This is a genomic window from Thermosulfurimonas dismutans (assembly GCF_001652585.1).
GTDB lineage: Bacteria > Desulfobacterota > Thermodesulfobacteria > Thermodesulfobacteriales > Thermodesulfobacteriaceae > Thermosulfurimonas > Thermosulfurimonas dismutans.
On record NZ_LWLG01000004.1, the window covers coordinates 14,079 to 39,812 of the forward strand.

23 protein-coding genes and 1 tRNA gene are annotated in these 25,734 nt (G+C 52.4%); 5 read left to right on the forward strand and 19 right to left on the reverse strand.

The features are described 5' to 3' along the window. Positions 1–29: 29 nt before the first annotated feature. The 4 genes from miaA to TDIS_RS04280 are packed head-to-tail and all read right to left on the reverse strand — an operon-like array spanning position 30 to position 4,164. Positions 30–962, reverse strand: coding sequence for a tRNA (adenosine(37)-N6)-dimethylallyltransferase MiaA (miaA, locus tag TDIS_RS04265; protein ID WP_244147477.1), 933 nt, complete (start codon positions 960–962; stop codon positions 30–32). Then, on the reverse strand, positions 934–2,634 hold the full coding sequence (gene mutL, locus TDIS_RS04270) for a DNA mismatch repair endonuclease MutL (protein ID WP_068669679.1): 1,701 nt from the start codon (positions 2,632–2,634) through the stop codon (positions 934–936). The genes miaA and mutL overlap by 29 nt, the downstream gene beginning before the upstream one ends. 6 nt (positions 2,635–2,640) lie before the next feature. Then, positions 2,641–3,669, reverse strand: a complete 1,029-nt coding sequence (locus tag TDIS_RS04275) for a PIN/TRAM domain-containing protein (RefSeq protein WP_084270955.1) — start codon at positions 3,667–3,669, stop codon at positions 2,641–2,643. A 15-nt stretch (positions 3,670–3,684) separates the two neighbouring features. Then, a complete protein-coding gene (locus TDIS_RS04280; RefSeq protein WP_068669683.1) occupies positions 3,685–4,164 on the reverse strand; it encodes a CarD family transcriptional regulator in 480 nt (159 codons plus the stop codon). A gap of 105 nt (positions 4,165–4,269) precedes the next feature. Between TDIS_RS04280 and TDIS_RS04285 the strand changes: the two genes are divergently transcribed. From TDIS_RS04285 to TDIS_RS04295, 3 genes are read left to right on the forward strand one after another with little or no spacing between them, the layout of a single operon-like run. After that, a complete protein-coding gene (locus TDIS_RS04285; RefSeq protein WP_068669881.1) occupies positions 4,270–5,058 on the forward strand; it encodes a DUF3786 domain-containing protein in 789 nt (262 codons plus the stop codon). Continuing rightward, positions 5,058–8,495, forward strand: coding sequence for a reverse gyrase (gene rgy / locus TDIS_RS04290; RefSeq protein WP_068669685.1), 3,438 nt, complete (start codon positions 5,058–5,060; stop codon positions 8,493–8,495). Before TDIS_RS04285 ends, rgy begins: the two co-directional genes overlap by 1 nt. Further along, positions 8,473–9,555 carry a hypothetical protein gene (locus TDIS_RS04295; protein WP_068669687.1) on the forward strand — a complete coding sequence of 361 codons (1,083 nt, stop codon included), beginning with the start codon at positions 8,473–8,475 and terminating at the stop codon, positions 9,553–9,555. The genes rgy and TDIS_RS04295 overlap by 23 nt, the downstream gene beginning before the upstream one ends. Here TDIS_RS04295 and TDIS_RS04300 read toward each other — a convergent pair. From TDIS_RS04300 to TDIS_RS04330, 7 genes are read right to left on the reverse strand one after another with little or no spacing between them, the layout of a single operon-like run. Then, a complete protein-coding gene (locus TDIS_RS04300) occupies positions 9,532–11,067 on the reverse strand; it encodes a methylenetetrahydrofolate reductase C-terminal domain-containing protein (RefSeq protein WP_068669689.1) in 1,536 nt (511 codons plus the stop codon). The genes TDIS_RS04295 and TDIS_RS04300 overlap by 24 nt on opposite strands. A gap of 5 nt (positions 11,068–11,072) precedes the next feature. After that, the gene (locus TDIS_RS04305; RefSeq protein ID WP_068669691.1) at positions 11,073–12,431 is read right to left on the reverse strand and encodes a sigma-54-dependent transcriptional regulator; all 1,359 of its coding nucleotides are present in this window, start codon (positions 12,429–12,431) and stop codon (positions 11,073–11,075) included. Next, the gene (locus TDIS_RS04310) at positions 12,424–14,592 is read right to left on the reverse strand and encodes a sensor histidine kinase (protein ID WP_068669693.1); all 2,169 of its coding nucleotides are present in this window, start codon (positions 14,590–14,592) and stop codon (positions 12,424–12,426) included. The genes TDIS_RS04305 and TDIS_RS04310 overlap by 8 nt, the downstream gene beginning before the upstream one ends. Beyond that, positions 14,589–15,143: a DUF4390 domain-containing protein gene (locus tag TDIS_RS04315; RefSeq protein ID WP_068669695.1), complete on the reverse strand. Its 555-nt coding sequence runs from the start codon at positions 15,141–15,143 to the stop codon at positions 14,589–14,591. The genes TDIS_RS04310 and TDIS_RS04315 overlap by 4 nt, the downstream gene beginning before the upstream one ends. Next, a complete protein-coding gene (locus TDIS_RS04320) occupies positions 15,140–15,652 on the reverse strand; it encodes a nitroreductase family protein (protein ID WP_068669697.1) in 513 nt (170 codons plus the stop codon). Before TDIS_RS04320 ends, TDIS_RS04315 begins: the two co-directional genes overlap by 4 nt. Further along, a complete protein-coding gene (locus TDIS_RS04325) occupies positions 15,633–16,343 on the reverse strand; it encodes a flavodoxin family protein (RefSeq protein ID WP_068669699.1) in 711 nt (236 codons plus the stop codon). The genes TDIS_RS04320 and TDIS_RS04325 overlap by 20 nt, the downstream gene beginning before the upstream one ends. Next, entirely contained in the window at positions 16,336–17,250 is a 915-nt protein-coding gene (locus TDIS_RS04330; RefSeq protein ID WP_068669701.1) for a spermine/spermidine synthase domain-containing protein, read from the reverse strand. Before TDIS_RS04330 ends, TDIS_RS04325 begins: the two co-directional genes overlap by 8 nt. A gap of 91 nt (positions 17,251–17,341) precedes the next feature. Here TDIS_RS04330 and TDIS_RS04335 point away from each other — a divergent pair. Further along, positions 17,342–17,418, forward strand: a tRNA-Arg gene (locus tag TDIS_RS04335). A 10-nt stretch (positions 17,419–17,428) separates the two neighbouring features. Next, entirely contained in the window at positions 17,429–17,830 is a 402-nt protein-coding gene (queF, locus tag TDIS_RS04340; protein ID WP_068669703.1) for a preQ(1) synthase, read from the forward strand. Here queF and TDIS_RS04345 read toward each other — a convergent pair. The 8 genes from TDIS_RS04345 to TDIS_RS04380 all read right to left on the reverse strand — a co-directional run bounded on the left by TDIS_RS04345 (position 17,800) and on the right by TDIS_RS04380 (position 25,716). Then, positions 17,800–19,107, reverse strand: coding sequence for a TolC family protein (locus TDIS_RS04345; protein WP_068669705.1), 1,308 nt, complete (start codon positions 19,105–19,107; stop codon positions 17,800–17,802). The genes queF and TDIS_RS04345 overlap by 31 nt on opposite strands. Then, positions 19,104–20,687 carry a DHA2 family efflux MFS transporter permease subunit gene (locus TDIS_RS04350; RefSeq protein ID WP_068669707.1) on the reverse strand — a complete coding sequence of 528 codons (1,584 nt, stop codon included), beginning with the start codon at positions 20,685–20,687 and terminating at the stop codon, positions 19,104–19,106. Before TDIS_RS04350 ends, TDIS_RS04345 begins: the two co-directional genes overlap by 4 nt. Then, positions 20,687–21,823, reverse strand: coding sequence for an HlyD family secretion protein (locus TDIS_RS04355; protein WP_068669709.1), 1,137 nt, complete (start codon positions 21,821–21,823; stop codon positions 20,687–20,689). Before TDIS_RS04355 ends, TDIS_RS04350 begins: the two co-directional genes overlap by 1 nt. Continuing rightward, positions 21,824–22,420, reverse strand: coding sequence for a TetR/AcrR family transcriptional regulator (locus TDIS_RS04360; protein ID WP_068669711.1), 597 nt, complete (start codon positions 22,418–22,420; stop codon positions 21,824–21,826). A 51-nt stretch (positions 22,421–22,471) separates the two neighbouring features. Next, positions 22,472–22,846, reverse strand: a complete 375-nt coding sequence (locus tag TDIS_RS04365; RefSeq protein ID WP_068669713.1) for a cyclophilin-like fold protein — start codon at positions 22,844–22,846, stop codon at positions 22,472–22,474. Further along, positions 22,818–23,960, reverse strand: coding sequence for a dTMP kinase (tmk, locus tag TDIS_RS10790; RefSeq protein WP_084270957.1), 1,143 nt, complete (start codon positions 23,958–23,960; stop codon positions 22,818–22,820). The genes TDIS_RS04365 and tmk overlap by 29 nt, the downstream gene beginning before the upstream one ends. Next, complete coding sequence (locus TDIS_RS04375) at positions 23,945–24,532, reverse strand: Smr/MutS family protein (protein WP_068669715.1); 588 nt, start codon at positions 24,530–24,532, stop codon at positions 23,945–23,947. Before TDIS_RS04375 ends, tmk begins: the two co-directional genes overlap by 16 nt. A gap of 62 nt (positions 24,533–24,594) precedes the next feature. Then, on the reverse strand, positions 24,595–25,716 hold the full coding sequence (locus tag TDIS_RS04380) for a DUF362 domain-containing protein (RefSeq protein ID WP_068669717.1): 1,122 nt from the start codon (positions 25,714–25,716) through the stop codon (positions 24,595–24,597). Positions 25,717–25,734 lie beyond the last annotated feature (18 nt).

Genomic DNA, 25,734 nt, shown 5'->3' on the forward strand with positions numbered 1-25,734 from the left:
TTTAAAACAAATACTTTCTATTTTCAAGGCTATACGAGAAATTCCTGAACCTTATGAGCGATTTGCTCCTTCTCGTTCGGTTGGAACCATACGATTTCCGGATCCGCCCGGAACCAGGTAAGCTGCCGTTTGGCGTAGTGGCGAGTATCTCGTTTCATGAGGCGCACAGCCTCTTCAAAAGAGAGTTTGCCCTGAAGATAAGCGATCATATGACGATAGCCTATGGACTGAAGGGGTTTGAGAGTTGGCGAATAACCCCGGGCCAGAAGCTCTTTGACCTCTTCGAGGAGACCTTCGGAAAGCATACGATCCACCCGGGCTTCTAGGCGACGGTAGAGTTCTTCCCGTGGAAGAGTGAGACCGACCTTCAAGACCAGATAGCGCCGGCTGGCAAAGGCGTGTTCTCTGGCCAGAGCCGAAAAAGGACGCCCGGTGGCATAATAGACCTCAAGAGCTCTAAGGATCCTTACCCCATCGTGAGGATGGATCTTGGCCGCGGCTTCGGGATCTACCTTTTTCAATTCCTCGTACAGAAGGGATAGCCCCTCCTGCTCAAGCCTTTCTTTGAGCCTGGCTCGCAACTCCTCGGGAACCTCCACCGGAAAAAGACCGTGCAATAGGGCCTTCAAGTAAAGCCCTGTGCCACCCACCAGAATGGGCAGATGTCCCCTGGCGGTAATCTCGTCGATGACCTGATCGGCTAACTCTACGAAGCGGGCAGCGTTAAAAGGTTCGTCCGGCTCAAGAAAATCTATCAGGTGGTGAGGTACTCGAGACCTTTCAAAGGCAGATGGTTTGGCGGTCCCGATATCGAGATACTTGTAAACCTGAACGGAATCGAAGTTTACGATCTCGCCAGAAAATCGCTCGGCCAGAAAGAGGCCCGTCTCGGTCTTGCCAACTCCGGTGGGCCCCACCACAGCCACGAGCTTTTTAAGGCTTTCTCCCGAAGCGTTTTTCAAGCTCATACCAAGAAAATATAAGATAAAGCGGTCTTCCGTGGGGACAACGAACAAACCCCTCACTCAAGATCCGGGCCAGAAGCTCTTGGGCCTCCTCAGGGGAAAAGCGCTCTCCGGCCTTACGGGCCCGACGACAGGCAAGGCGCGAAAGGATCTCTTCCCGCCATTTCTCCGGGGCCCGAAATTCTTCTTCGAGGATCCCACGCAGCTCCTCCACAGCTTCAGGACCGAACCCCGCCGGGACCTCTTCCACCAGAACCTCCCGAGGCCCGCTCTCTCTCAGGCCGAAACCCAACCTCTCAAAAAGCTCCCTCTCCCGTAAGAGCTTTTCTCGGGCCTCCTCCGAAAGTTCGAAAACCACCGGAAAGAGAAGGCTTTCGCGCCCACAGGCCCCTTTATCAAGATTTCTTTTTAGTTCTTCATATATCAATCTCTCGTGAGCGGCATGGAAATCAAGGAGAAGAAGGCCATCACCGGTTTCAAATAGAAGATATGTATTCCTGAGAAAGCCCAAAAATCGTGGCCTATCCTCGGCAGCCTCCTTTACGGGATAAACCTCCTGTGCTTCACGAATAGCGGGCTTTGAGAAGAGACTTTCGATGGACTGAGATGAAGGTCTCTCCGCAGGAAGAACATCTTTCGATGGAAGAGGGAGATCTTCTTCGGAAGAGGTAGTTACAGGAACCACTAACCTATTGGCCAAAGCCCTCTCAGCCGCCCATCTGACCAAACCATAGACCTCCTGTTCTTCCCGAAAACGGACCTCCCATTTGGCGGGATGGACATTCACGTCCACGAGATGTGGGGGCAGATAGAGGGCCAGCACCCCTGCCGGATAGCGGCCCCCAGGGAAATAGTCTCTCAAGCCTTCAAGAAGGGCGGAGACCAGGCGTCGGTCCTTCACCACCCGATCGTTTACCAGTACGAAAAGATAGCGCGAAGTAGCGAGACCGGATGAAGGTTCCGTCAGGATTAACTCTAAACGATAGGCTTTTCTTTCACAGGTCTTTTCTAAAAGAACCTCCTCAGAAATTTTGAGCATCTTCGAAAGGAGCGCCCTTCTCGAACCGCCGGCAAAAGAAAAGATTTCCCTGCCCTCATGGAAAAAGGTGTAGCTAACTTCCGGCCTTCCGAGGGCGAGCATTTTTAGGACCTCGAGGGCCCTTCCGGCCTCGGCCCGCGGGCCTTTTAGAAAGGACTTTCTAGCCGGAAACTCTGAAAACAGATCTTTAACCTCCACCACCGTACCGTAACCCGAAGGGGAGGCCCGAAAGGCTTCCTCCTTACCGAAAGCCACTTCCAGCTGAAAGCCGTGTTCAGTCCCTCGGGGACGGCTTACAATAGTAAGTCTTGAAACCTGGGCAATACTGAAAAGGGCCTCTCCGCGGAAACCGTAAGTGGTGATCCTGAAAAGGTCTTCGGCAGAAGAAATCTTGCTCGTAGCGTGTGACCGCCAACAGAGCCGAAGGTCTTCGGGGGGCATGCCCTCACCGTCGTCCTTCACCCGAACAAGCAAGGTCCCACCCCGTTCGAGTTCTACCCGGATCTTGCGAGCCCCGGCGTCCAGGGCGTTTTCTACCAGTTCCTTCACCACGGAGGCCGGCCGCTCAATGACTTCGCCGGCTGCGATTCGGCGACTTACCTCTTCAGGAAGGATCCTTATACCAGACACGACGAATCAGGCGGCCTTGGCCTCGGCCTTGGGCTGAGCAAAGATGATTCGTCCGGCAGGAGTCTGTAGGACACTTGAGACCACTACGGAAACTTCTTTTCCGATAAGGCCGCGCCCCCCCTCTACCACCACCATAGTCCCGTCCTCTAGATATCCCACTCCCTGATCCCTTTCTTTCCCTTCCTTGAGGACTTGGATACGAAGTTCTTCACCCGGGGTCACCGCTGGCTTTAAAGCCATAGCCAGTTCATTGACATTAAGGACATCCACCCCTTTGAGTCGAGCCACTTTGTTTAGGTTGAAGTCCGTAGTAATAAGCTTGGCTCGAAGATCCCGGCAGAGTTTCACCAGCTTGGCATCAATCTCCCGAATCTTTGGATAGTCTTGATCGATGAAACGGACCTCTATCCGGCCGGACTCCCGTATGCGATTGAGGACATCCAGGCCCCTTCGCCCCCTTCCGCGCCGAATGGGATCGCGACTGTCGGCAATATGCTGCAGTTCGGAAAGGACAAAATTCGGGATCAAAAGGGGACCATCCAGCCAGCCGGTCTCACAAATATCTGCAAGGCGTCCGTCAATAATAGCACTAGTGTCCACCACCTTTGGGCATTCCTTCCGCGGAAGCCGCTTGGAGACGTACGAGAAGGGATACGAAAGCCCTTCAAGTATCCGAAGTTCTCGAACACGCCGTCCGCCGACTACAAGCCCCAAATATCCTAGAGCCAGGGCCAGCATGACGTAAATAAAGGTCGAAATCACCCCCTGGTCCAGGATCTGGAAAAAGGAGGAAAAGAGCTTGGCCAACCCCAGCCCTAGAAGGAGACCAATAGCCCCTCCCAAAAGTTGTGAAAGGGGAAGTCTCCGTATAAGACGCTCGACCCATAAAACCAAGAAACCTACCGCCGCCCCAGCTAAAAACCCTATCCAAGGAGAATAAGCTTCTTTCCCCCTAGGGGTGAAATACCAAAAAACTACAAAACCACTAACCGCCGCCAGAAAAACTAGAATAAACGGAACCAAATATCGTCGCAAAATACCCCCCGTCTTTTAAGATAAAGCCTCTTGTATTTTCCTTTCTACTTCCTCTTCCTTCAGCCCTTCAGCCAGCGAAAGTTCCTTCACCAATAAGTTGTGAGCCGTATCAAAAAGTTTCCTTTCACCAAAGGAAAGGGGTTTTTGGAGGCTTACCAGATGAAGATCCCTTAAGACTTCGGCTACCTCATAAATAGAACCACTTTTGAGCTTTTCCATATACTCCCGATACCGGCGATTCCAGGTCTGATGGTTGAGAGAGGGTCTTTTTTCTTTAAGTATGCTATAGACCTTTTGAGCTTCGTCTTTGGAAATTACGCTTCGAAGGCCAATCTTGTGGGCATTGTCCTTGGGCACCAAAACCGTCATGTTGTTCTCTAAAATTCGCATGACATAGAAGGTCTTTTCCTGGCCTCCGATAACCTTACTTTCCACGGCTTCAATGACACCTACGCCGTGGGCGGGATAAACCGCTACATCACCTATATTGAACATCTTGCCCTACCCCCTTCCCTATTTCGGGCCGCATTAATTAAGATATATTATACCTCTAAAAAGTTTTTCTTTCAAAAAAATCAGCTCCATGCTATCATAGCGATCATGGGCTTTGCCCTACTTGAAATTATCAAAATCCTACCCAAAACGAACTGTGGAAAGTGTGGAGAAGTCAGCTGCCTGGCCTTCGCAATGGCTCTAACTACAGGCAAACGCTTGCCCGAAGAATGCCCCCATCTCGATCTCGCTAAGCTACCCACAGAAGTCGCTCCCAAGCCGGCTTCCGAATTGGATCAGGCCTACCGCATTCTCGAAGAGATCAAAAAGAAAGTCCAAAATGTAAATTTTGAAAAGGCGGCTCCGGGATTAGGTCTGAGCTATAAATACGGCCGACTACACATTCCTTATCTCGATGGGGAGGTTGAACTTACGAAAAAGAACGCCCGGCGGTTAGACGGCCTGGAACTGGACCCCAGGGACCAGATTCTTCTCTATAATTACGTAATCTTTCAGGGGTACAAACCCCTCACCGGAGAATTCGTAGGCCTTGAGACTTTTCCGAATTCTATCTCCAAAGTGGCTACCTTGAGGCGCTACGCGGAAGAAAAACTTGCCCGGGCTCTAAACGAAGATTTTGAAGACCTACGTCCGCTCATATCCCATTTTCGGTCCCGGGAGCTCTCAGGAGAGGCTGATCTCGCCGTCGAAATACTGGTTCTTCCTCGGGTGCCCCTTCGAGTCTATTTTTGGCGAGGAGATCCAGAAGAGGGGCTTTCTCCAGAGGCCAAGATCCTTTACGATTTAAGAGCCACCGAATATCTCGACTTAGAATCCCTGGTCTTTTGTGCCGAAAGGCTAGTCGAGAGGTGGCTTGTGCTCGAAAATAAGAACTGATGCTTTTCAAGATCGCCCACGGGTGCCCGAATTGTGGCCATGAGATAAGCGACACCCGCCTCGCTCAGGGACTTCCCTGTGAAACCTGTCTTCCCGAACTCAAAAACCATCCCTGTCAGGCCCTAGAGGAAAATCGCAAACTTTTAGGGTTTGAACCTTTCTGTCGGGTAGAGAAAGAGCTCGTCCGGTTTCAGGAGGCCTTTGAAAAGGCCTTGGGACTAAAACCCTCTTCCCTCCAACTCTCCTGGGCTAAAAGACTATTTCTAGGAGAATCTTTTGCTATCGTCGCGCCTACCGGCACGGGCAAGACCACTTTCGGACTGTTGAGTCTTCTTCTCCTCCCTGGAAAGAACCTGATCCTGGTCCCCACCCGGCTACTTTGCGAACAGCTGGCTGCTAGGCTTCTTGAGATGGCCGAAAAGATCGGGCTTCAGAGATCGATCCTTGCTTACCGCGGCCGGAAAAAGGAAAAAGAAGCCTTCCTTTCCGGAGACTATGAAATCCTGGTGGCCACCTCGGCCTTCATGTACAAACAGGCCGAAGAATTCCAAAAGGCCAGTTTTTCCCTGGTCTTTGTGGATGACGTAGACGCCTTCCTCAAGAACTCCCGTCACGTAGAGACCCTTTTCAAGATCCTTGGCTTTACAGAGGAAGAACTCTCCCTAGCCCTTAAAAAGGGCAAAACGCCCGAGGATTACGAGAGGCTGAAGATTATAAGATCTCGAGCCGGGAGAGGACAGCTCCTCCTTTCCTCTGCCACCCTAAAACCACGCGGAGCTCGCCTAGCGCTCTTTCAGAACCTTCTGGGTTTCGACATCCAGCGGGCGGTCTCGAGCCTTAGAAACATCACCGACACTTATGAAGTGCTTACCCGAGAGAGACTCCTTCAGAGAGCGACCGAACTCATCAAAGTCCTCGGTTCTGGAGGACTGGTCTTTCTCTCCGAAGAATTTGGGAAGGACCGGGTGGAGGATGTCACCCAGTTTTTACGATCGCAAGGCATCAAGGCCATCTCCTACCTCGAGGAGAAACCTGAAAAGCTCATGGCCCGGCTCAGGGCCGGAGAATTCGAGGTCGCGGTGGGACTTTCGCATCTCTCCAACCCCTTGGTTCGCGGAATAGATCTGCCGGAAATCCTGAGATACGCTGTATTTGTAGGGGTCCCCAAGCACGTTTTCCCCTTGAAGCTCGAGGATACCCCGGCTAGGTTACAGAATCTCCTTTCGGCCCTGCTCCCGCTTTTCGAAAACGACGATCAACTAACCGCCCTTTCCTACCTCAGGTACCTAAAATCTTATTTCACCCTCCGAGCCGAAGATCTCCACCGTTATCCTCGCCTAGCAAAACGGATAAGGGAGATCCGTAATTTTTTAGAAAAGCACCTGAACGATCCTGCCTTTCAAGAAAGACTCAAACAATCGGAGGAAGTCTTTCTTGAAGAGACAGACGATGGGCTTCGGGTGGTGGTAGGGGACGCCGCCACCTATCTTCAGGCCTCGGGACGGGTCTCCAGGCTTTCGGCCGGAAGGGTGCTACCAGGGCTCTCTTTGGTCCTTGCCGAGGATTCAAAGGCGTTCGTAAGTCTTGTCCATCGCCTGACCTTTTTTCTAGGAGAACCTCCAGCCTTCATCCCCCTTTCGAAGTTGGACCTTGCAGAAGAGTCCCGCAAACTCACCGAGGCCCGCAAAGACACGCGAAAAGGTCAAACTTTGGAGGTTAAGAGCACTCTCCTGGTGGTGGAATCTCCCCACAAGGCTCGTACCATAGCTTCTTTCTGGGGGCGACCCTCCCAGCGCAGATTGGGAAGCCTTACGGTCTATGAAATCCCTACGGAAAATGGCCTTCTCATGGTCACTGCCTCCTTGGGACACGTTTTCAATCTCTCCCGTCGGCGAGGAATCTTCGGAGTTCAAAAGGCAGACGGAGCCTTTGTGCCGATCTTTGACACCATCAAACGGTGTCGGGAAACCGGCGAGGAATTGATAGATCCGGAGGAGGTGCGGGAAAGGTGTCCGGGAGAAGTGTTAGACAAGGGCGAGATCCTTTCGGCCTTATCAAGATTGGCTTTTACGGTAGACGAGGTCTTCATCGGCTCCGATCCCGATGCTGAAGGGGAAAAAATCGCTTACGATCTTTTCATTACTCTCAGACCCTTTCAAAGAAATATCAAAAGACTGGAATTCCACGAAGTCACTCCTCGGGCCCTGAAGGAAGCCCTTTCGACCCCTCGAGATTTCAACCTTCCCCGGGTAAAGGCCCAACTTGCCCGCCGGGTAGCAGACCGCTGGGTGGGTTTTACCCTTTCCCGGTATCTCTGGCGGGTTTTCTCGCGGCGAGGGCTTTCAGCCGGCCGAGTACAGACTCCGGTCCTGGGTTGGGTGATAGAAAGGGCCCGCGAGGCCTCCCGCCGAAAGTATCGCCTGAGCTTTTACCTTTCTGGAAGACGTTTCGACCGGGAGTTCGAGGACGCCAAAGAGGCCCGGAGGGCCTTCGAAAAGCTTTCTACGCTAAAATGGCACCTTTTGGAGTTTAGGGAAGAAACTCTTCAGGCTCCACCGCCTTTCACCACTGATAGTGTCCTTGAAGAGGCCCATGCACGCCTGGGGCTTTCGAGCCGTAAGACCATGGAGCTTTTGCAACAACTTTTCGAGAGTGGACTCATCACCTACCACCGTACAGATTCTACCCGGGTTTCGGAAGCCGGTCGTTTCCAGGTAGCCAGACCTTATATCGAAAAGACCCTCGGGGCCGAATATTTCCGGCCTCGAGGCTGGGCCGATAGCGGAGCCCATGAAGCCATAAGACCCACTAGACCTTGGGATACGGGGGAATTGCGTTCCCGAGTGGCTCATGGGTTACTTCATCTTGAGGAAGAACGGACGGCGATCCGGCTCTACGACCTCATCTTCCGTCGTTTCATGGCTAGTCAGTGCCGTAATACGGTGGTAAAGAAAGCCCGTTTGCTCTTTAAGGCGGAAGATTTCAAGTGGGAGGAAGAAGTCCCGGTGGAGATCTTGGTTCAGGGCTTTGAGAAATTCTGGGACCGCATAGAACTCTTTAGTCCCGAAGGCTCAGCTCAACCGGAAAAGGTTACACTTTCGGCCATTTCGGCGGTTCCGCTATTTACCGAAGGCACCCTGGTTCAGGAAATGAAACGCCGGGGGCTGGGAAGGCCATCAACCTATGCCGAAATCGTCTCCACCCTCCTTCATCGTCATTACGTGAAGCCTATAAAAGCCGGTCGCCTGGTCCCTACCCATCTAGGAAAAGAAGTATATGAAACTTTAAGGCAAGCCTTTCCACATTACGTTTCGGAAGAGTTTACTCGGGAACTCGAAACCCTGATGGATAGAATCGAGGAGGGCCAAAGTGATTGGCAAGAAGTCTGTATCACACTCAAAGAATTGGTCAAAAATGAAGACCCATCTTCCATTTAAAGCGATCCTAGTTTGTGCTTTTCTACTCCTTTCGGCCTGCGGCTTTCAGCATGGCCCTACCCTCAAACAGTCTTCGCTAGGCTTCAATAAGGCCTTGCAACACGCCCTCTCCGAACAGATGCTACTCAATCTCGTCCGACTCCGGTATGGAGAACCCCCGATATTCCTCGAAGTCACGAGCATCTCCAGCCAATATGCCTTCTCTAGCGATTTTTCCGGAGGCGTAAAGATCAACGAGGTCTTTCCGGACTCCTACAGCCTGAATCTCGGTTTCTCCTATGCCACCAAACCTACCTTTACCTTCGTCCCCCTTCAGGGGGAAGAATTTGCCAAGAGGCTCCTTTCACCCATTCCAATAGAACACCTGATCCTGCTCTTAAATTCTGGCTGGCGGGTGGACCGGGTCCTAAGGCTCTGCGTACAGGCCATAAACGACCTTCCAAACGCGCCCACGGCTTCTGGTCCCACTCCGGCCGAAGCCCCAGAATTTAAGGACTTTTTAGTTCTGAGCCGAAAACTGGAGATCCTCCGTAAGAAAGGACTTATCAAGTTCCTCTTCCTCCAAAAAGACCATCAGACACTCCCGGTCCTTATGCTGGACTCACGGGCCGAAGATCTTCCTGTTACCGACGAGATACGCCATATCCTCAAGCTTGAGAAGGCCCCTTATTATCCTCTCGTAGGGCCAGAAACTCCCTCTGGACCGCGGCACATACGCATCGAAACCCGTTCCCTCATTGGGGTCTTATTCTATCTCTCCCAAGGTCTCGAGGTTCCCCAGGAGGATCTGCAAGGCGGTCGGGTGACCATTACCCGCTATCCCGATGGGCGTCCCTTTTCCTGGCAGGAAATGCTAGAAGACCTTTTCTGCGTTCGCACGAGCGAGAAACTCCCCTCCCAAGCCGCCCTAGCCGTGAAATACCGAGGAAGGTGGTTTTACATCCTCGATACTGACCTCCCCACCAAGTCCACCTTCATTCTACTCCAGCAACTCTTCGCGCTTGAGGCTTCCAAGGGCAAGATCCTTTCGCCTCTTCTAACTCTTCCGGTGGGTCAGTAAACTATGATGGTCCTTTCCCAGATAGAAATTGAGCCAGGAGGAAGTTCGATAAAGGGCCCAATTGCGGGGAGGGATCTCGTTTTCAAGGAGCTTCTTCCGTCGTTCCTCCGGTGACAATCTCTCGTAAATCCTTACGTAAACACAGCGACGCTTACCGGGATAGACTTCACACCAGCCATCCCGGCTCCCCCCACAGGGGCCGTTCAGCAAATATTTGGCACACTGGCTCTGAGGACAAAGAAAGGCCAACTCTCCAAGCGTACAATCCCCGCACTCCTGACAATCAAAAAGGGGTTTCTTGAAGCCATATTCCAGCCGAGCAAAATACTTTTCGAACCGGCTTCCGGAAAGCCTCTCAAAAAAGCTCTTAGTCAGGCGGAAAAAAGGGGCCTTTGATGAGAAAAAGAGACGATGTATCAGACCAGAAAAGAGGAAAGTGAGGCTCCTTACACTTCGTGGAGAGAGGCCACGACGTCTGCGGAGATTGAGACCGGTTTCCGGATCTCTATCATAAAGAAAAAAGCTTCTCTCCGGGGCCTCAGAAAATTCCGGCAGAAATTCCTTCCAGGAAGGATAGAACTCTTCAGCCATGGCAAGGAGTTCCCTTGCGGCCACCGGATCAAGCGGAGCTCCACAGATGTGAGCACCTTGAAACCCCAACCCCTTTAAGAGGGCCATGAGTTTAGCCGCTCGGAGGAGAGCGGCCTCCCGTCCCTTGTCCGGCCTCCGGGCTTCGGCCTCTACGGTCTTAAGGAGCCTTTCCGTGACCGTAATCCCAGGAACCGCCCCCCGATAAAGAATGCGAGCCAGCCGGACATCCATTACCAAGATGCTTCCCAAAATTGGAACCTCTCCAAACCCCTCTTCTTCGAGAAAAAACTTCAATTCCTGAAACTTGCGGGCTGAAAAGCCCACCTGAGTAATCACGAACCGGGCTCCGGCCCGGAGCTTTCGTATGAGTTTGTAGTATTGCGTTACGGTCTCGGCCTCGGACCACTTGAAAGGATTGACTACACAGCCGGCAAAAAAAGGAATAGGTGGCAGAGTAATGCCTCCACCAGGAACTTCTGGCGGGAGTAGAAAGCCCTTTTCCATCTCGGAAATAAGACGAAGCAAGGAAACCGAGTCCAGATCGAAGACCGGTTTGGCCCGGCCACGATAACCGTAACGGGGATAATCTCCAGTAAGAATCAAAAGATTGTGCAGACCCTCACGATCCAAGGCCAGAAGATCGCTTTCGATCTTGTTACGGTTCTTGTCCTTACAGGAGAAATGGATGATAGGTTCATGGCCCATGCGTTTGAGTTCCCGCCCCAGGGCCTCCGGGGCCAGTGCCGGGTGCCCCCCGGCGTTGTCCGTAATAGATAAAGCATCGAAAAGCCCGTCTTCGGCTACCTTCTCGGCAAACCCGATGATATCGCGGTAGTGCCGAGTACGAGTACTCCTTCCCGGAACCAGCTCAAAGGTAACCAGAAAGTCCTTTTCATAAAGATTCCTGCGGAAGGATCTCATGGATCTTACCGAGAAAGTCCCAAGGCCTTGAGTTTACGGTGAAGATAGCTCCTGCGCAAGCCAATGGCCTCGGCCATACGACTGATGTTTCCTCCGAATTCTTCGAGTTTGCGTCTAAGGTACTCTCGCTCAAAAAGCTCCCGGGCCTCCTTAAAACTATCGGCAACAAACCAGGGGGGAAGTTCTTCTTCTGGAACCTTTTCAGCATATTCCAGAAACTCTCTCGGGAGATCGTTCAGGGTAATCTCCTCGCCAAGGGAGATGATTACCAGGCGTTCGATTAGGTTCTTGAGCTCCCTCACATTCCCGGGCCAGGGATACCTCTTTAAGACCTCTAGGACCTCCGGGGCCAAGGTCTTGCGGCCAAGGCCACTATGCCGCGAAAGGTTGTCCAAGAACTCCTCCACCAGAAGAGGGATATCTTCTGGTCGTTCCCTCAAGGGAGGAATGGTGATAGGCACCACATTCAAACGGAAGTAAAGATCCTCTCGAAAACGACCGGCCTCGATCTCCTTTTTTAAATCCTTGTTGGTGGCCGCAATAATCCGCACATCCACTTCAATCAAGCGGTCTCCGCCCACCCGTTGGAAGCGTTTTTCCTGAAGCACCCTCAGGACCTTGGCCTGAGCAGAAAGGCTCATATCGCCCACTTCGTCAAGGAAAAGGGTTCCCCCGTGGGCCTGATCGAACTTGCCCTTGCGGGCCTGAGTGGCTCCGGTGAAGGCTCCCTTCTCGTGCCCAAAGAGCTCAGACTCGATCAAGGTTTCCGGGATGGCCGCACAGTTCACCTCCACGAAAGGCCCCCGATCTCGATGGGAAAGCCGATGAATCATCCGAGCAGCCACCTCCTTGCCCACCCCGGATTCCCCCTGGATGAGCACCGTAGCATCCGTGGGAGCTACCCGAGCAATGAGGGTCCGCACCTCCCTTATGGCCGGAGACTCGCCGGTAAGCCCGGGCTCCTTGAGGCGGGCCCTAAGCCGAATGTTCTCCTCCTCAAGGGCCTTGAATCTCAGTGCGTTTTCCACCGAAACCACTACCCGATCGTAGGAAAGCGGCTTTTCCAAAAAGTCAAAGGCCCCGAGCTTTACGGCCTTTACCGCCATCTCAATAGTCCCGTGTCCGGAGATGATGATGACCGGAAGGTGGGGATAGACTTTCTTGATCCTGGAAAGGACCTCTAGGCCGTCCATCCCAGGAAGCCAGATATCTAGTAGTATCAGATCCGGGGAATTTTCTTCAAGTATCCGCAGGGTTTCCTCCCCGGTCTCGGCACACCGCACCTGATAGCCTTCGTCCTCAAGGATGTCCCGTAGGCTCTCAAGGATGCTCTTTTCGTCATCCACTACCAGGATCTCAGGCATCTTCCCTCCGGCGGAAGGGAAGTTTTACGATGAAACGAGCCCCGTGAGGTTGATGATCCTCGGCTCTGATCTCCCCTCCATGGCCCTGCACTATGGAATTCACGATAGCCAGTCCTAGTCCCGTGCTTCCCTTACCCGAGGCGTAAGGTTCGAACAACCGGGCCTTGAGTTCCGAGGGGATCCCGGGACCATTATCAGTCACCTCCAAAAAGACCCATTCTCCCTCTCGGTAGAGTTTGACCTCTATCATACCCTTGCCGGAAAGGGCCGAAATGGCATTGTCAAAAAGGTTGAGGAGGACCCGTTTCATTTGGTCCCGGTCGAACAGAAAAGGCGGCACCTTTCCGGCTTCGAAGCGGAACTCGATTTCTCGGTGGGCCTCTTCATAAAGGGCAATGGTTTCCCTTATCACCGTTGTCAGGTCGTTTTCCTTGAGTTTAAGTCCAGGGAGCCTGGCAAAGGCCGAAAATTCATTTACTAGGTGTTTAAGTTCCTCCACTTGGTTCTCGATGGTAGTAGTGCAACGAAAAAGGATCTCTCCGTCTTCGGGAGATAGTTTCCCAGAGAGTTTGCGTCGCAATCTCTGGGCTGAAAGCTGAATAGGGGTAAGAGGATTCTTGACTTCGTGGGCAATACGGCGAGCTACCTCCCGCCAAGCGGCTAGTCTTTCCATGCGTTCCTTTTCCGTAAAATCCTCAAGTATAAAAAGATAGCCCGGAAAGGCTTCCTCTGGAAGCCGAATAACCGTAATCCCCAGTACCAGATGCCTTTCACCTTCATACAATCTCACCGGAGTGCTAAGAGGTCTATCACGGGGTACCTTCTCTAGGAGATCCTTAAAGTTTAGGTAAAGACTTTCGGGAAGCACATCATGCAAGCTCTTCCCCGAAGCCGATGGTTCTAAGTCAAGGAGTTCCCGGGCCCGGCGATTGAGGAGGGTAATCCTTTCCTCTTGATCCACAGCTATAACTCCGGACGTAATATGGGCTAGGACGGTCTCGAGATAAGCCGTGCGGCGGGAGAGCTCCTCGTTGGCCTCAGAAAGGGCTCGAGTGGTTTCCTCCACCCTTTCCCGATAGAGTTTGAGCTCCCTGGCCATCTCCCGGAAGGCCCGCACCAGAACACCTACCTCGTCCGAGGTCTCTTGCGGAAGGCTAACCTCAAAGTCCCGGGAGGCAATCCGGCCTGCGGCTTCGGTGAGCTCCTGAAGGGGCTCAGTAAGTCTTCGGGCAAAACGCATCCCAAACCATAAACCCACAAAGATGGTAAGAAGGGTCACCAAAAGTAGCACCAAAAGAAGCGAGGTCTTCAAGGGTCCTTTTAAGAATTTGAGCTGTTGATAGAGACCTACTCCGGAACTGATATCCTTGATGAGCTTTTCAAGCCCGGGATCAAGAAATTCTCCACCGGCTACAATTACGGGCTGTTGTTTGAAGGCTGTGAGCACGAAAACCCTCAAAAGGACTTTGCCCTCCAGATCGCTGGTCTCTGAAAGGGGAGACTTTTCTGAAAGTATCTGGGAAAGAAGGGAAGGGGGAATGCCTAGAGGATTCTTAATCTCTCGGGCATACGATTTCTTGAGGAGACGTCCTTGGGCATCATAAATCTCAAGACTTGCAAGGGATAGTTTTTTCCGGTAGCGCCCAACGTACTTAGAGGAAAGTCTTCGGGTTTTTTTTACATAATTATTAATAAAGTTCTGGGTCTTTACCAAGATCTCCCGTTCTTTATCCTGGTAATAAGCCCGAGCTTCGAAAAGGGCCTTCTCCAGTTGCTGATCTAGGTTGCTACCGAACCAGTACTCCAGGCTGGTCTCAATGAAACGGTGAGAAACCGCAAAAAGAAGCAGAGCTGGAATAAAACTGAGCACCACAAAAGAAAGGGTCAATTTTAGACGTAGGCTACGGGAAAGTCGACTGTTCCGGGCCTCGAAAATGGTCTTCAAGAGGTTCCGTAAGACCAGGTAGATGACTAGTAGCAGGAGGATGAGATTGATCTGGATGAGAGCAAAGATGATGAGATTTTGGCCAGAAAATTTAAAAGGCAGGATCTGAAAGGCCTTAAATTCCAAAAAGGCAAAAAGAGTAAAAAGGATAAGTCCTATCAGTATTAAATGAAATTCTCGGCGGCGTTTGAGTCTTTCCTCTAGTTCGGACCTCATAACGAAAACCTGAGGTTTTCCCAGGAAGTCTCCAAGGTGTCGCCTCTAAAAAGCAAAAATTTTATGATTTTTTTGGGCCAGCCGGTTTTGGTAAATTTCCTGACCACGGCCCGGACTTTCAAGCGATAGTTGGCCTGAGCCGAAAGGCGGGAAAGGGGAAGTAGGGGTAATCCTTCCAAGGAGGAAGCTATCGCAAGGGCCTGCCTTGCGGAACCAGCCCTAAAAGGCGCCTCCAAGGCCCCTACGGTTTGTACGAAAAAAACATTCTTGATAGGGTCGTAATAAACCGTACGGGTCAGTTCCTGAACGGTTACCCTCTCGTCCCTCAAAAATCTTCGGATACGATAAACCTCTATCTGATAAGTAAAGCTCAACCCTAGACCATGCCTCAAAGCCTCTCGCAGATCTTGCCAAGGGAGTTCTTCAAGATAGGCGTAGAGCAGAAGATAATCCCCATAAGGAGCCACACTTAGATCCTTTATTTTTAGAGCCCAAACCGAGGCCGTGTTAACCCAGAAAGCGATGATTAAAAAAAGGAGTTTCCACCTCAAAGGATCTCCTTCAAAATGAAGGTTTCAAGGGGTTTGCGTCCGGTCCGTTTACGGCGATCATTGGGATATCCCAGGGCCACCACGGCTGCCAGCTCCAGCCCCTCTGGAAGCCCTAGGACCTCTCGCACCTTATCTCCATTTTTGAGGATCTCTCCCAGCCACACCCCTCCGAGTCCTAGGGCATGAGCTGCTAGAAGCATATTCTCCAGACAAGCCCCGGCGGACTGGTGGTCCTTTATTTGGTGGTACATGACAGCTTGATCCAAAAAGACGGCGATCACCACCGGTGCCCGCCGGATGATTTCCCCGTAGCGGGTAAGCTCGGCCAGTTTCTCCTTTATTTCCGCATTCCAGACGATAGCAAACCGCCATGGCTGGTTGTTGAGCCCTGAAGGGGCCCAAATACCGGCCCTTATGACTTCAAGAACAAGTTCCCGGGGAGGAACCTCTTGGGTATATTCCCGGATGCTCCTCCGTCCGTAGATGGCCTTAAGAACCGGATTTTCCATAAAGTTCATCGCGCTCATTTTCTTCTTCCCAGATCATTTTATCTTTTAATACTCGTTGACGAATTCTTTCAAGTTGATCTAGATCTTCCTTATAAGCCAACTTTTCCGAATAGCCCTTTAAAATTTTTACCAGGCGAGCGGTAAGGCGTCCCACGTTGATGGCGTCCATGGCGGCCCGGTCGTCGAAAATGGCCTCTTTTCCACGATGGGAGTAAGCGTGGGCCCAAGGTGGGATCACGGCTCCCATGGCGTTCAATACCGTCAGCAGATAGGCCCCGGAAAGGGTCACCCCGGCGTCTGCCCCCACCGTGATCACCCCGACGGCTTTGCCCTCCACATAACTGGGCTCTCCAAAGGCCACCATGTTTTCGAGGGCTGTCATGCGATCAATAAGGATCTTTAACGGCCCGGAGGGGCCATACCAGTAAACCGGCGAGGCTATGATATAGCCGTCAGCTTTTTTGAGTTTCTGGAGGATCTCTTTGCCATAGTCTTCGAAGATACACGGATATTTACACGTAGGTTCCTCTTCCTGGACGCAACCGATACAGGGTTCGATCTTTTGGGCATACACGCTTATCAATTCGGTAGCCACGCCTTCTTCCTCGGCGGCGTAAAGGGCGCAACGCAGAAGAGAGCCCGAACCTCCAAAGGGGTGCGGCGAACCGAGTATCCCTATGATCCTAGGCATTGCGATTCAAGACCTCCGTAAGCCAGAATTTGGGCAGGGCAAAAGAGGCCCGGTGGACCTCGTGGGTATAATACTTGGTCGCCGGAACACTCTTTTTACGAGGTTCGCCAGGGTCTCCTCCAGGGAACCTCAACACATAGGCGTTGTCCCCCCCAAAGGAGGGAATGGAAGCCCGATAACAGAAGACCTCTCCTTTGGAGTAGACGTTGGTAAAGACCTTGTAAGAGCCTTCGAGGATGTTCTTCATAGTAAAGGGAGTAGCTGCCTGCTGGACAATGGCTCCTCCCGGGGCCAGTTTTAGAAGTAGCCGGTGAAAATCTTCGCTAAACAAGGAATGCGAGAGTTCCAGGGTGAAGTCGGAGGTAGAAATATCCGGATCGGTGGAGTCGATTATCACGAGATCGAAAGTTTGCCCCTGGCTTACGAGATCTTCCACCAGCTTAAAGGCATCCACGGTTAGGAGCTTGAGACGCGGATCATCCGGATTTTCGGGAAGGAGCTCCGGGAAAAATTCTTTTACTACTCGCGGTACTCGGGGGTCGATATCGGCGATGAGGACTTCTTCCACTTCCGGATACTTGAGGACCTCCCGAGCGGCCCCGAAGTCTCCACCTCCACAGATGAGAACCCTTTTGACTTTGCCCTCTGGAAAGGCCTGGATAGGGATGTGCACCAAGGCTTCGTGATAGATGAACTCATCCCGAGAGGTGAACTGCGCGGTGCCATTTATAAAGAGAATTCGTCCCCAGAAAGGGGTCTCCAGGATCATGATGGCCTGTTCTCCGCCTTCCTCGTGCAGCACGATCCCTTCATAGCCGTAAAAGTAGCCCTTTTGTACCGGCTCACCCAGAATGATCTTGGCCCCTTGCCCTTCGGTGGGCAAGGAATCTTCCATAATAGCCGCCATAGATGCCTCCTCTTGAGGTCTCGCCTCCATAATTACAGGAATCTTATCCTCTTGCCAAGTTAACTCCCTGGCATTAAAATCACAAGCAAGCGCGCCCGTAGCTCAATCGGATAGAGCATTGGACTACGAATCCAAAGGTTGGAGGTTCGAGTCCTCCCGGGCGCGCCATCTAACTTTTATGGCTGAGGAAAAGAGATACGGAGAGCGGGCTATTGAAGAGGCCGAGCTTGAGGCCTGGCCCAATCCCTATCCCGACCGAGACTATCGTATAGACATCACCTTCCCGGAGTTCACCTGTCTGTGTCCCCGTTCGGGCTATCCGGACTTTGCTACCATTAAAATTTCTTATCTCCCGCACAAAAAGATCGTGGAACTACGCTCTCTGAAACTCTGGCTTAACAAATTCCGTGGGCGCTATATCTCGCACGAAGCCGCTACCAACGAGATTTTTGACGCCCTCTGGAAACTCCTTGAGCCCAGGGAGCTTAAGGTGGTGGGGGACTTCAACCCCCGGGGAAATGTGCACACCGTGATCACCGTGGAACGGCGTCAGGGAAGTTCCGGCAGTCCCACGGCGTAAGACAATCTGGCCCTGGCAATCTCGTATTCCGCGAGAGCCGCAATCTCGTGAGTTTGAGCCCGGGTAAGCAGGGTTTCGGCATCCATAACATCCGTGGTGTCGGCCAGGCCCTCGCGAAACCGGGCTCGGTTGAGCCGGAAGTTTTCTTGAGCTGCGGCTAAGGCTTTTTGGGCCACCTCGATTTTCTTTTCGGCGGCGGAAAGCGAAAGAAGCGCCTCGCGCACCTCAAGCCCCACCCGATCCTTTATTTCCTTTAAGAGGGCCCTCTGAGATAGAAGTTCGGCCCGTACGGCCGCAACCTCCCGACCGCGAATATCCCAGTCCCAGAGCTCCCAGTTGAGACTCAGGCCCACCCAGGCATTTTCTCTGTCACCGTAAGGGTTCTCGGATAGATCCAGAGTGTCTCCCCTTTTGTAATACTGGGCCTCAAGGTCGAGCCAGGGAAAATAGCGACTCCGGGCAAGCCTTAATTCCTTTTCCTTGGCCTTTACGGCTAAAACCGCGGCTTTTACCTCCGGCCGGTTTTGAAGGGCAAGCTCAAGAAGTTTTTCGTAAGGCTCTTTTACTGGTTTCAAGGGGAACACAGGAATCACTTTGAGCGGGGCGGAAAGGGGACGCTGAAGCAGAAGATTCAGTCTGGAACGGGCCACCTTTACCTGATTTTCGACTGAAAGGAGCCGGTATTCGCCCTCCTTGACCTCGGTTTCGGCCTGAAGGAGCTGGTTTTTAGCCACCAGTCCCTCTCGGAAAAATCCTTGAACATCCCTGAGGTGAGTCCTCCGTCTTTCAAGGGATTTTCTGGCAAGCTCAAGCTCTTTTTCCGCCTGAACCAGCCGGAAGTAGGCCTCTTTTACCCGAAAGATAAGTTCCTGCTTTACCCGGGCCTCCTCCACCTCCGAGACCTTAACCGCAAGCTTCTTTAGATCGTGGCGGGTGGAAATGGCCAGCCCGTGAAACACGGGCAGTTTCACCGTGAGGGCAAAAATGGCCTCCTCTCGGTCTTTTATGGGGTAATTTCCGAAGGGGGTTTTTATGATCTCCTGATCCCGATAGCGCCGATATTCATATCCGGTATAGAGTTTTGGAAAGTGTTCCCGAAAGGCCGCTTTTTCCCTTTCCTCCGCGGCCTGTCTTCTTGCCAAAGCGGCCTTTAAGGCCGGATACCGGGAAAGAGCGAGTCTCAAACATTCCTCAAGGGAAAAAAGGTTTTCTTCAGCTCTCAAGGCAGGACCGAGTAGGCAAAATAAACTCAGGGCCAGAAAGAATATCTTTTTCACGCCCTCACCTCCCTTCGGGCTTGATAGCTCCGGTAAAGGTTGCGGAAAAAGAGGATGAAGAGGAAGACGGCCCCGAGGAGGGCGAAGTAGTAGGTGCGGCGGAAGGTGTCCTGAAAGGCGTAACTTGCGGCGTAGAGACTTTCCACCTTGAACATGAGAGCCTTGGCCTTCCGGATGGCAAGCTCAGAGGGAAAAAAGGGCTCAAGAAAGGCCGTTCCTTTCTGGATGGCTTTCTCAAAAAGAACGCGATTCTGGAGGCCGGTGATCTCCTGAAAATGAAAATCGGTTCGATAAGTGAGGGTATTGGTGGCTATAGCCGTTCCGAAAGAACCCCCGATAAATCTTTGATAATGCATAAGGACCACCCCGAGGCCAGTCCGGGGCCCGAGGTTGCTTAAAGTGATCCGGGTAAGGGGCGGGAAAAAGGTTCCAATGGCCATTCCCAGGGGTACGGTGTAAAGGGCGGCCGTAAAGGCCGGGGTATAATAATTGAGGCGCGGGAGGAGAAATACGGACACAAAGGAATAGATAAAGAAGCTTGCCACCAGCAGATATTCCGGTTTAAACCGGTCGCTTAAGGCCCCGGAGATTACGGAAAAAAGGCCGATACAGCTCGCAAAGGCCAGCATGTGAAGCCCGGCTTGGAAAGTGGTAAGGCCTTTGAGGTTCTCGTAATAGAGGGGAAGGAGGTAAAAAATCTGATACATGGAAAAACCAAGCACAAAGAAGTGGTAGGCCATGGTAAGGCCGAACTCGGGGATGAGATATATAGAAAGATCAAGCAGGGGTTTACGGGAAAGAAGTTCACTTATGAGATAAGCCACCAGGGCCAGAGCCGAGACAAAGGCCAGAGTCCCGATCACGGTGGACTGGAACCAGCCAAGCTGCTGGCCCTTCGAGAGGAGTACCAGCAGGGAAATGGTGAAGGCGGTGAGAAAGATGTAACTTATCGGGTTGAATTCGAAACGGCCGGTGCGGCCGATTGCACGGGGAAGAAAGAAAAGTCCGGCCACCAGGGTGAGGACGCCTACCGGGAGGTTGATGTAAAAGACCCAGCGCCAGGAGAGGTGTTCGGTGAGAAACCCTCCGAGGGTCGGCCCCAGGGCCGGGGCAAAGCTTACCCCCAGGCCGAAGATGCCCATGGCAAGGCCCTGTCTCTCCGGGGGGTAGACCGCAAGGAGGATGGTCTGGGCCGAGGCCGCAATGAAGGCCTCCCCCAGCCCCTGCATCACTCGCCAGAAGACCATGGAGGGAAGGCTTCCGGCCAAACCGCACATGGCCGAGGAAAGGGTGAAGAGGGTGAGCCCGGAGAGAAAGGTCCAGGCATAGCCGATCCTCGGAGCCAGGGAAACCACGAAGATGAGGCCTACCGCGGCTGCGGTCATGTAAGCCGTGATCACCCACTGGATGCCGTAAAGGTCGGTGGAAAGCGGGCCCATCATCTTGGGAACCACGATATCTACGATGGTGGTATCAAGAATAGCCATGAAAAAACCGGTCATTACGATGAAGGTGATGAGGACCCGATCCAGGGGAGAGACCGGATAATAAAAACTTTGGGTAACCGGGGCTTCAGCCATTAGAATTTCCTTTTAATTTCAACCTCTCCCCCGAGTCCCACTCTTAAAAGGGAGATGTCCCCTTTGGTAATTTTGATCTTTACCGGAATCCTTTGGGCCACTTTGGTAAACTCTCCGGCGGAAATATCCCGCGGAACCAGGGCAAACTTGGCGGCGGTTGCCGGAAGTACGGCCGTCACTACGCCGTAAAAGATTCGGCCGGGATAGGCGTCTATCCTTATTTTGGCTTCACAGCCGGGTTTTACGCCCCGAAGCTTAGTTTCCTCAAGAAGAACCAGAACATACAGTTTAGAAAAATCCACCACTGCATAAACCGGCTCCCCGTGGGCCACTACGTCGCCTTCGGCGTGGAAGCGTTTGGCAATATAGCCCGAGACCGGGCTTTTAAGTTTGCAGTAGGAAAGCAGGACCTGGGCCTCCTCAAGGGCCTTCTCCTGGGCCTTGATCTGAGCCTTTAAGGCCAAAAGCTCTTTTTCTTTTTCTCGAATGAGTTTGCGCTGGTTTTTTACGATTTCTTTTTCCTTCTGAGTGGCGCGGATAGCGGCTGAGAGAGAATCTATCCGGGCCAAAAGGGCCTTTCTTTTCTCACGGAGCCCGAGCACCCTGTTCTCAACCTCCTCGAAGCGATGCTCCGGGATCAGTTTTTCCTCCAAAAGACGCTTGAAACGTTTAAGGTCCCGCTCGGCCTGGGATAAATCCACCTCAAGGGCCGCAAGTTCATTTTTCAGGGCCTCCCTTTCGGCCTGAAATCTTTCAATTTCGTTTCCGATCTGGGCCTCCCTAAGGGTTAGCTCCTTTCTGAGCCTTTCGATCTCTATCGCAAGGGCCTTGGCCTTTTCCCGCAAGGCCTTTAAGTTTTCCGTAAGGTTTTTGACCCTTAGGGCGTAGGTGGTATCGTCGAGTTCGGCTAGAAGTTCCCCCTTCGAGGCTCGGTCGCTTTCTTCCTTGTTAAGTTTCTTGAGTCTTCCGTTTACCTTGTCAAAGGATACAAAGACCAGGGAGTCGGTTTCCACAAAAACGGCGTTGGTCACGGCGTAAAGGTGGCGGTGCCAGAGAAAACGAGCCAGAAAAACGAGAAGAGTAATAAAGATGGCGAGAAGGATAAATAACGCCAGTCTTCGGTGTTTGTTCTCCATTTATTTCTCCTTCGGAATGAGGGCCCGGGTAAGGATTTCCCACAGATCTTCCGATCTGGGAAATGGCATCTTCCCTTCCAGTGCTTCCACCACCGCGGTGGCGATCACCCCGTCCACCAAGGCGGCGTAAAATCTAGGATTCTTGGAAAGGGGAGAGGGTAACTTTTTAAGTATTCCGGCAAGCCTTTCCAGATAGTCCTCAAAAAGAGCCCGAATCTTTTCCGTATGCACCCCGCGGAATCTCGCCTCCCAGAGTTCCCGAAGGTGAAGTTTGAGCAAGATCTCATTTTCACGAAGGGTCTCAAGCTTTATTTCCAGAAACCTTTTCAGGACCTCTTGCGGAGGGCCTTCCTCAGAAAGAACCTTTATCACCCTTTCGTGTATCATTGAGGCGGTCTCAAAGAGAAGGGTTTCATAAAGGGCCTTTTTGCTTGGAAAATACTGATAAAGGGTTCCCACCGCCACCCCGGCTCTTTCGGCAATCTCCACCATTTTAGCTCGATGAAAGCCCCTTTCCGAGAAGACCGAAAGCGCGGCCGCAAGAATCTCCCTTTCAACCTCCTCACGCCAGGCCTTCCTTTTTGAACGGCCATTCATAATTTGAATTCTAATTCAAATCAAAATCAAAAGTCAAGGCCGGTAAGAGAATTAAAGAGGCTCAATGCGAATGAGGTGGGCGCCTTTTACTTCTTTAAGCTTAGAGGGATCGTCAAGGATACGACCTACCAGGTTTACCTCGCTTGCCGGAACCGGATCCGGGCCGGTAGAAGCCGGGGTGGGACCGAAGAAGATGGCCAGGGCCTGACCTGGAGGCCAGTAGCCAATATCCCCTACCTTCACCTTTACGGTATAGGTCTCATCCGGTTCGCAGCTTACCGGTATCCGGAAGTAAAACTCATCCCCCCATTCGCTTGGCTCGGCTTCAATAGGTAGAGCCTCATAGAGCCTACGGGCACAATCGGTATCGAAGAGCTCGGCTCGAAGCTCTAGATTCTCAATCCTTATTCGGATAGGGTAAGGCATCAAGGACCTCCTCGCATAGTTCAGAGACCGGTCGGTCTCCGGAAAGTCTTAGGTAATTGAATCGCGGCAGGATCTCAAAATAGAGTTCCTTTATGGCCGAAAGCCTTTCTCTGGTTTCGTAAAGCTCGTGGGGTTCACCCCGATCTTTTATGCGTTCTAACGCCAAGTCTTCGGAAACATCTATAAATACCACCAGATCTGGTACCGGGGCCACGGTTTCATTTTTACGGAGCAGTTCTTCAACATCGAGGCCCTCACTCCCTTGATAGGCCAGGGTAGAAGGATAATAACGATCACAGATGACAATTTTGCCGGCAAGCAAAGCCGGCACTAAGATCTTTTCGGCGTGTTCCCGACGGTCCCGCAGGAATAGCTCAGCATAGGCCTGGGGGGAAAGCGGGGTACGCTTAGCTAGGTGTTCCCGGATTTTCTCCCCCCATTCTCCCCGGGTGGGCTCCTGGGTAAAAATCGCGGGAATCCCCCTAGATTTGAGCTCCTGATACACCTCCCTAGCCAGGGTACTTTTCCCAGAGCCGTCAAGGCCTTCGAAGACGATTAGCCGTCCAGGTCGCTCAAACTCCACAAGAATCCTTGTTACTAGGAAATCCCGATTATCCGGCGTGATTTCGCAAAAAATAGGCTCCTTTAAACTCAGGATCTCCTCAAGAAAGGGCACCTTACCGTAGCCCACGGAAGCCAGAAGTGGCTCTGGTCCTGAAAGAAGCTTCCGCATACGCTCGCGAAAGGCCTCGGAGAAGATTTCCATCTTTCCGATTTCGTCCACGATGAAGACTGGAGTGGCGCCCGAAGAGCTATCCAGCTCAAGGGAGGAAAGGGCCAATTTTTCGAAGGTCTCAAGGAAGACCTTGTATTTACCCACTTGAGGCCAACCTCGGCCCCTTTTGGCCAGCCAGGCCTCTCGCCCGTCGAGAGTATAGATCTTGAACCCCACACGCCGGCCACCCTCCCGGACCTCACGGGTTACGAATCCCTTTTTGGGCCCGGCAAGCCTTTCGGCCACCCGTTCTATGAGGGTGGTCTTGCCTGAACCAGGCAACCCATGAACGAGAACCTTCCTGCGACCGTGGGCCGGGATCTTTATTTTGTTTTCCATGGTTTTGGGCTTAAAAGTACATAAGTGGCTCCAGGACCTCCGTCACAGGGTCTAGCACTGGCGTAGGCCAGAACATGACGCCGTAAGGGCCCCCGCTCGAGCCAAAACCTTACTTTTTCTTTTAACACCGGTTTATCCGGTGAGGAAAGCCCCCGACCGTGAATGATGAGCACACACCGTTCGCCACGGAAGAGGGCTTCCCGCATGAACTCAAAGAAGGCGAATTCGGCTTCCGGCACGGTCAATCCGTGCAGATCAAGCACTCGGGAGACGGCAAAACGTCCCTCTCTCAAGGCCTTTATCACTTCTTGACTCACCCCCGGGGCACGGCCTTCTATGTATTCCGAGGTCTGCCAGACTCTGACCTTTATTTTTCGAGGAGGCCAGTTCTTCTCTTCGAAGCGGGGCGGCTCTTTGGGAGCCGGGGACCAAAAGATAGGCTTTCCGGAAAGGGGCCGCACTTTACGAAAAAACTCTTCTGGGTCCTCATCGCAAAGTGGCCTTTCCGGCCCCTTCGGCAAATCCTCCACCCGGATTTTGTCCTTCAAAATCTCAAAAGGCCTAAAACCCATCCCAAATCCTCAGACTTTCGGGAAGATCGACCCCCTACCCTTCCCGAAATATTTAAGTAACCTCATTTCTCGAGTTTTATCAATTCATATTTCCTTGATCCTAACCCGATTCTCTCTGCGTGTTCCAGTGTAATTTCCCAGTTTAATTGCGGATAGAGTCTCCGAAACTTGTCCTCGCCTGGAGCGACCTCACCCACTTTGGAACCTGGAAGCCCGGCCTCCTGATTTATCAGGTCAACACTAGCCTGATCAATGGCCACTGGGTCCTCCGAGGCTAGGATCCCGATGTCTCTTACCAAGGGGTAATCATTAAAAGGATAACAGTCGCAGGTTGGAGAGACCTGCAAAATGAAGTTCAGAAAAAAGGTCCGCCCCCTTTTGGTAGAAAGAAGGGCCGCAGCGTACTCCGCCATCTTTTTCATAAAAAGCTCGGCCTTCTCGTTCCACTGAACTTTAATAGCCTCTTGAGGACAAACCGCAATACACTCGCCGCAGCCTATACAGCGCTTTTCGTTTATGCGATAGCGGGGCTTCTTTACCCCCTCGACCGGCTCGGGAGCCTCCACCGGGCAGAACTCCCGGCAGGTACCGCAGGCCACACACCGTTTCTTGTCTATCTTAGGGGCCACTGTAGAATGTTGCTCTAGCTTACCCTTACGTGCGGCACACCCCATACCTACATTCTTTAGGGCCCCACCAAAGGCCGAAAGCTCGTGACCCTTGAAGTGCGTTAGCACCACCAGACCATCGGCCCTCACCACCTCCTTGGCCAGGTAGAACTCCTTGAGAACCGGTAGGTCGAGCTCTACCTTCTCATAGGTGTTGCCCCTTAACCCGTCGGCGATGACAATTGGTGCTCCTACCACCGCAAAGTCAAAACCGTTTCGGATAGCAGTCTCAAGATGAACTACAGAATCCGAACGGCTTCCTCGATAAAGGGTATTGGTATCTGTAAGGAAAGGTTTAGTTTCAAGCCCTTTTAGGTAATCTACCACTCGGCGCACCCATTGGGGTCGAAGGTGGGCCAGGTTGCCGGCCTCTCCGAAATGAAGCTTCACCGCCACCAGAGCTCCCTTCCTAAACCGGCCTTGGAGTTTCAGGGCCTCAAGCAAGGCCTCCACCTTATCAAGAAGCGAACTCTTTTTCTTTAAATGGAGATCCACAAAATAAACCGGACTTGTCATCTCCCCCTCCATCATTTT

Coding starts and splice junctions, on each gene's coding strand:
- TDIS_RS04280 (WP_068669683.1), bottom strand. CDS start 4,164: ATGTTCAATATAGGTGATGTAGCGGTTTATCCCGCCCACGGCGTAGGT.
- TDIS_RS04285 (WP_068669881.1), top strand. CDS start 4,270: ATGGGCTTTGCCCTACTTGAAATTATCAAAATCCTACCCAAAACGAAC.
- rgy (WP_068669685.1), top strand. CDS start 5,058: ATGCTTTTCAAGATCGCCCACGGGTGCCCGAATTGTGGCCATGAGATA.
- TDIS_RS04295 (WP_068669687.1), top strand. CDS start 8,473: ATGAAGACCCATCTTCCATTTAAAGCGATCCTAGTTTGTGCTTTTCTA.
- TDIS_RS04300 (WP_068669689.1), bottom strand. CDS start 11,067: ATGAGATCCTTCCGCAGGAATCTTTATGAAAAGGACTTTCTGGTTACC.
- TDIS_RS04305 (WP_068669691.1), bottom strand. CDS start 12,431: ATGCCTGAGATCCTGGTAGTGGATGACGAAAAGAGCATCCTTGAGAGC.
- TDIS_RS04310 (WP_068669693.1), bottom strand. CDS start 14,592: ATGAGGTCCGAACTAGAGGAAAGACTCAAACGCCGCCGAGAATTTCAT.
- TDIS_RS04320 (WP_068669697.1), bottom strand. CDS start 15,652: ATGGAAAATCCGGTTCTTAAGGCCATCTACGGACGGAGGAGCATCCGG.
- TDIS_RS04325 (WP_068669699.1), bottom strand. CDS start 16,343: ATGCCTAGGATCATAGGGATACTCGGTTCGCCGCACCCCTTTGGAGGT.
- TDIS_RS04330 (WP_068669701.1), bottom strand. CDS start 17,250: ATGGCGGCTATTATGGAAGATTCCTTGCCCACCGAAGGGCAAGGGGCC.
- queF (WP_068669703.1), top strand. CDS start 17,429: ATGGCTGAGGAAAAGAGATACGGAGAGCGGGCTATTGAAGAGGCCGAG.
- TDIS_RS04350 (WP_068669707.1), bottom strand. CDS start 20,687: ATGGCTGAAGCCCCGGTTACCCAAAGTTTTTATTATCCGGTCTCTCCC.
- TDIS_RS04355 (WP_068669709.1), bottom strand. CDS start 21,823: ATGGAGAACAAACACCGAAGACTGGCGTTATTTATCCTTCTCGCCATC.
- TDIS_RS04360 (WP_068669711.1), bottom strand. CDS start 22,420: ATGAATGGCCGTTCAAAAAGGAAGGCCTGGCGTGAGGAGGTTGAAAGG.
- TDIS_RS04365 (WP_068669713.1), bottom strand. CDS start 22,846: ATGCCTTACCCTATCCGAATAAGGATTGAGAATCTAGAGCTTCGAGCC.
- tmk (WP_084270957.1), bottom strand. CDS start 23,960: ATGGAAAACAAAATAAAGATCCCGGCCCACGGTCGCAGGAAGGTTCTC.
- TDIS_RS04375 (WP_068669715.1), bottom strand. CDS start 24,532: ATGGGTTTTAGGCCTTTTGAGATTTTGAAGGACAAAATCCGGGTGGAG.
- TDIS_RS04380 (WP_068669717.1), bottom strand. CDS start 25,716: ATGACAAGTCCGGTTTATTTTGTGGATCTCCATTTAAAGAAAAAGAGT.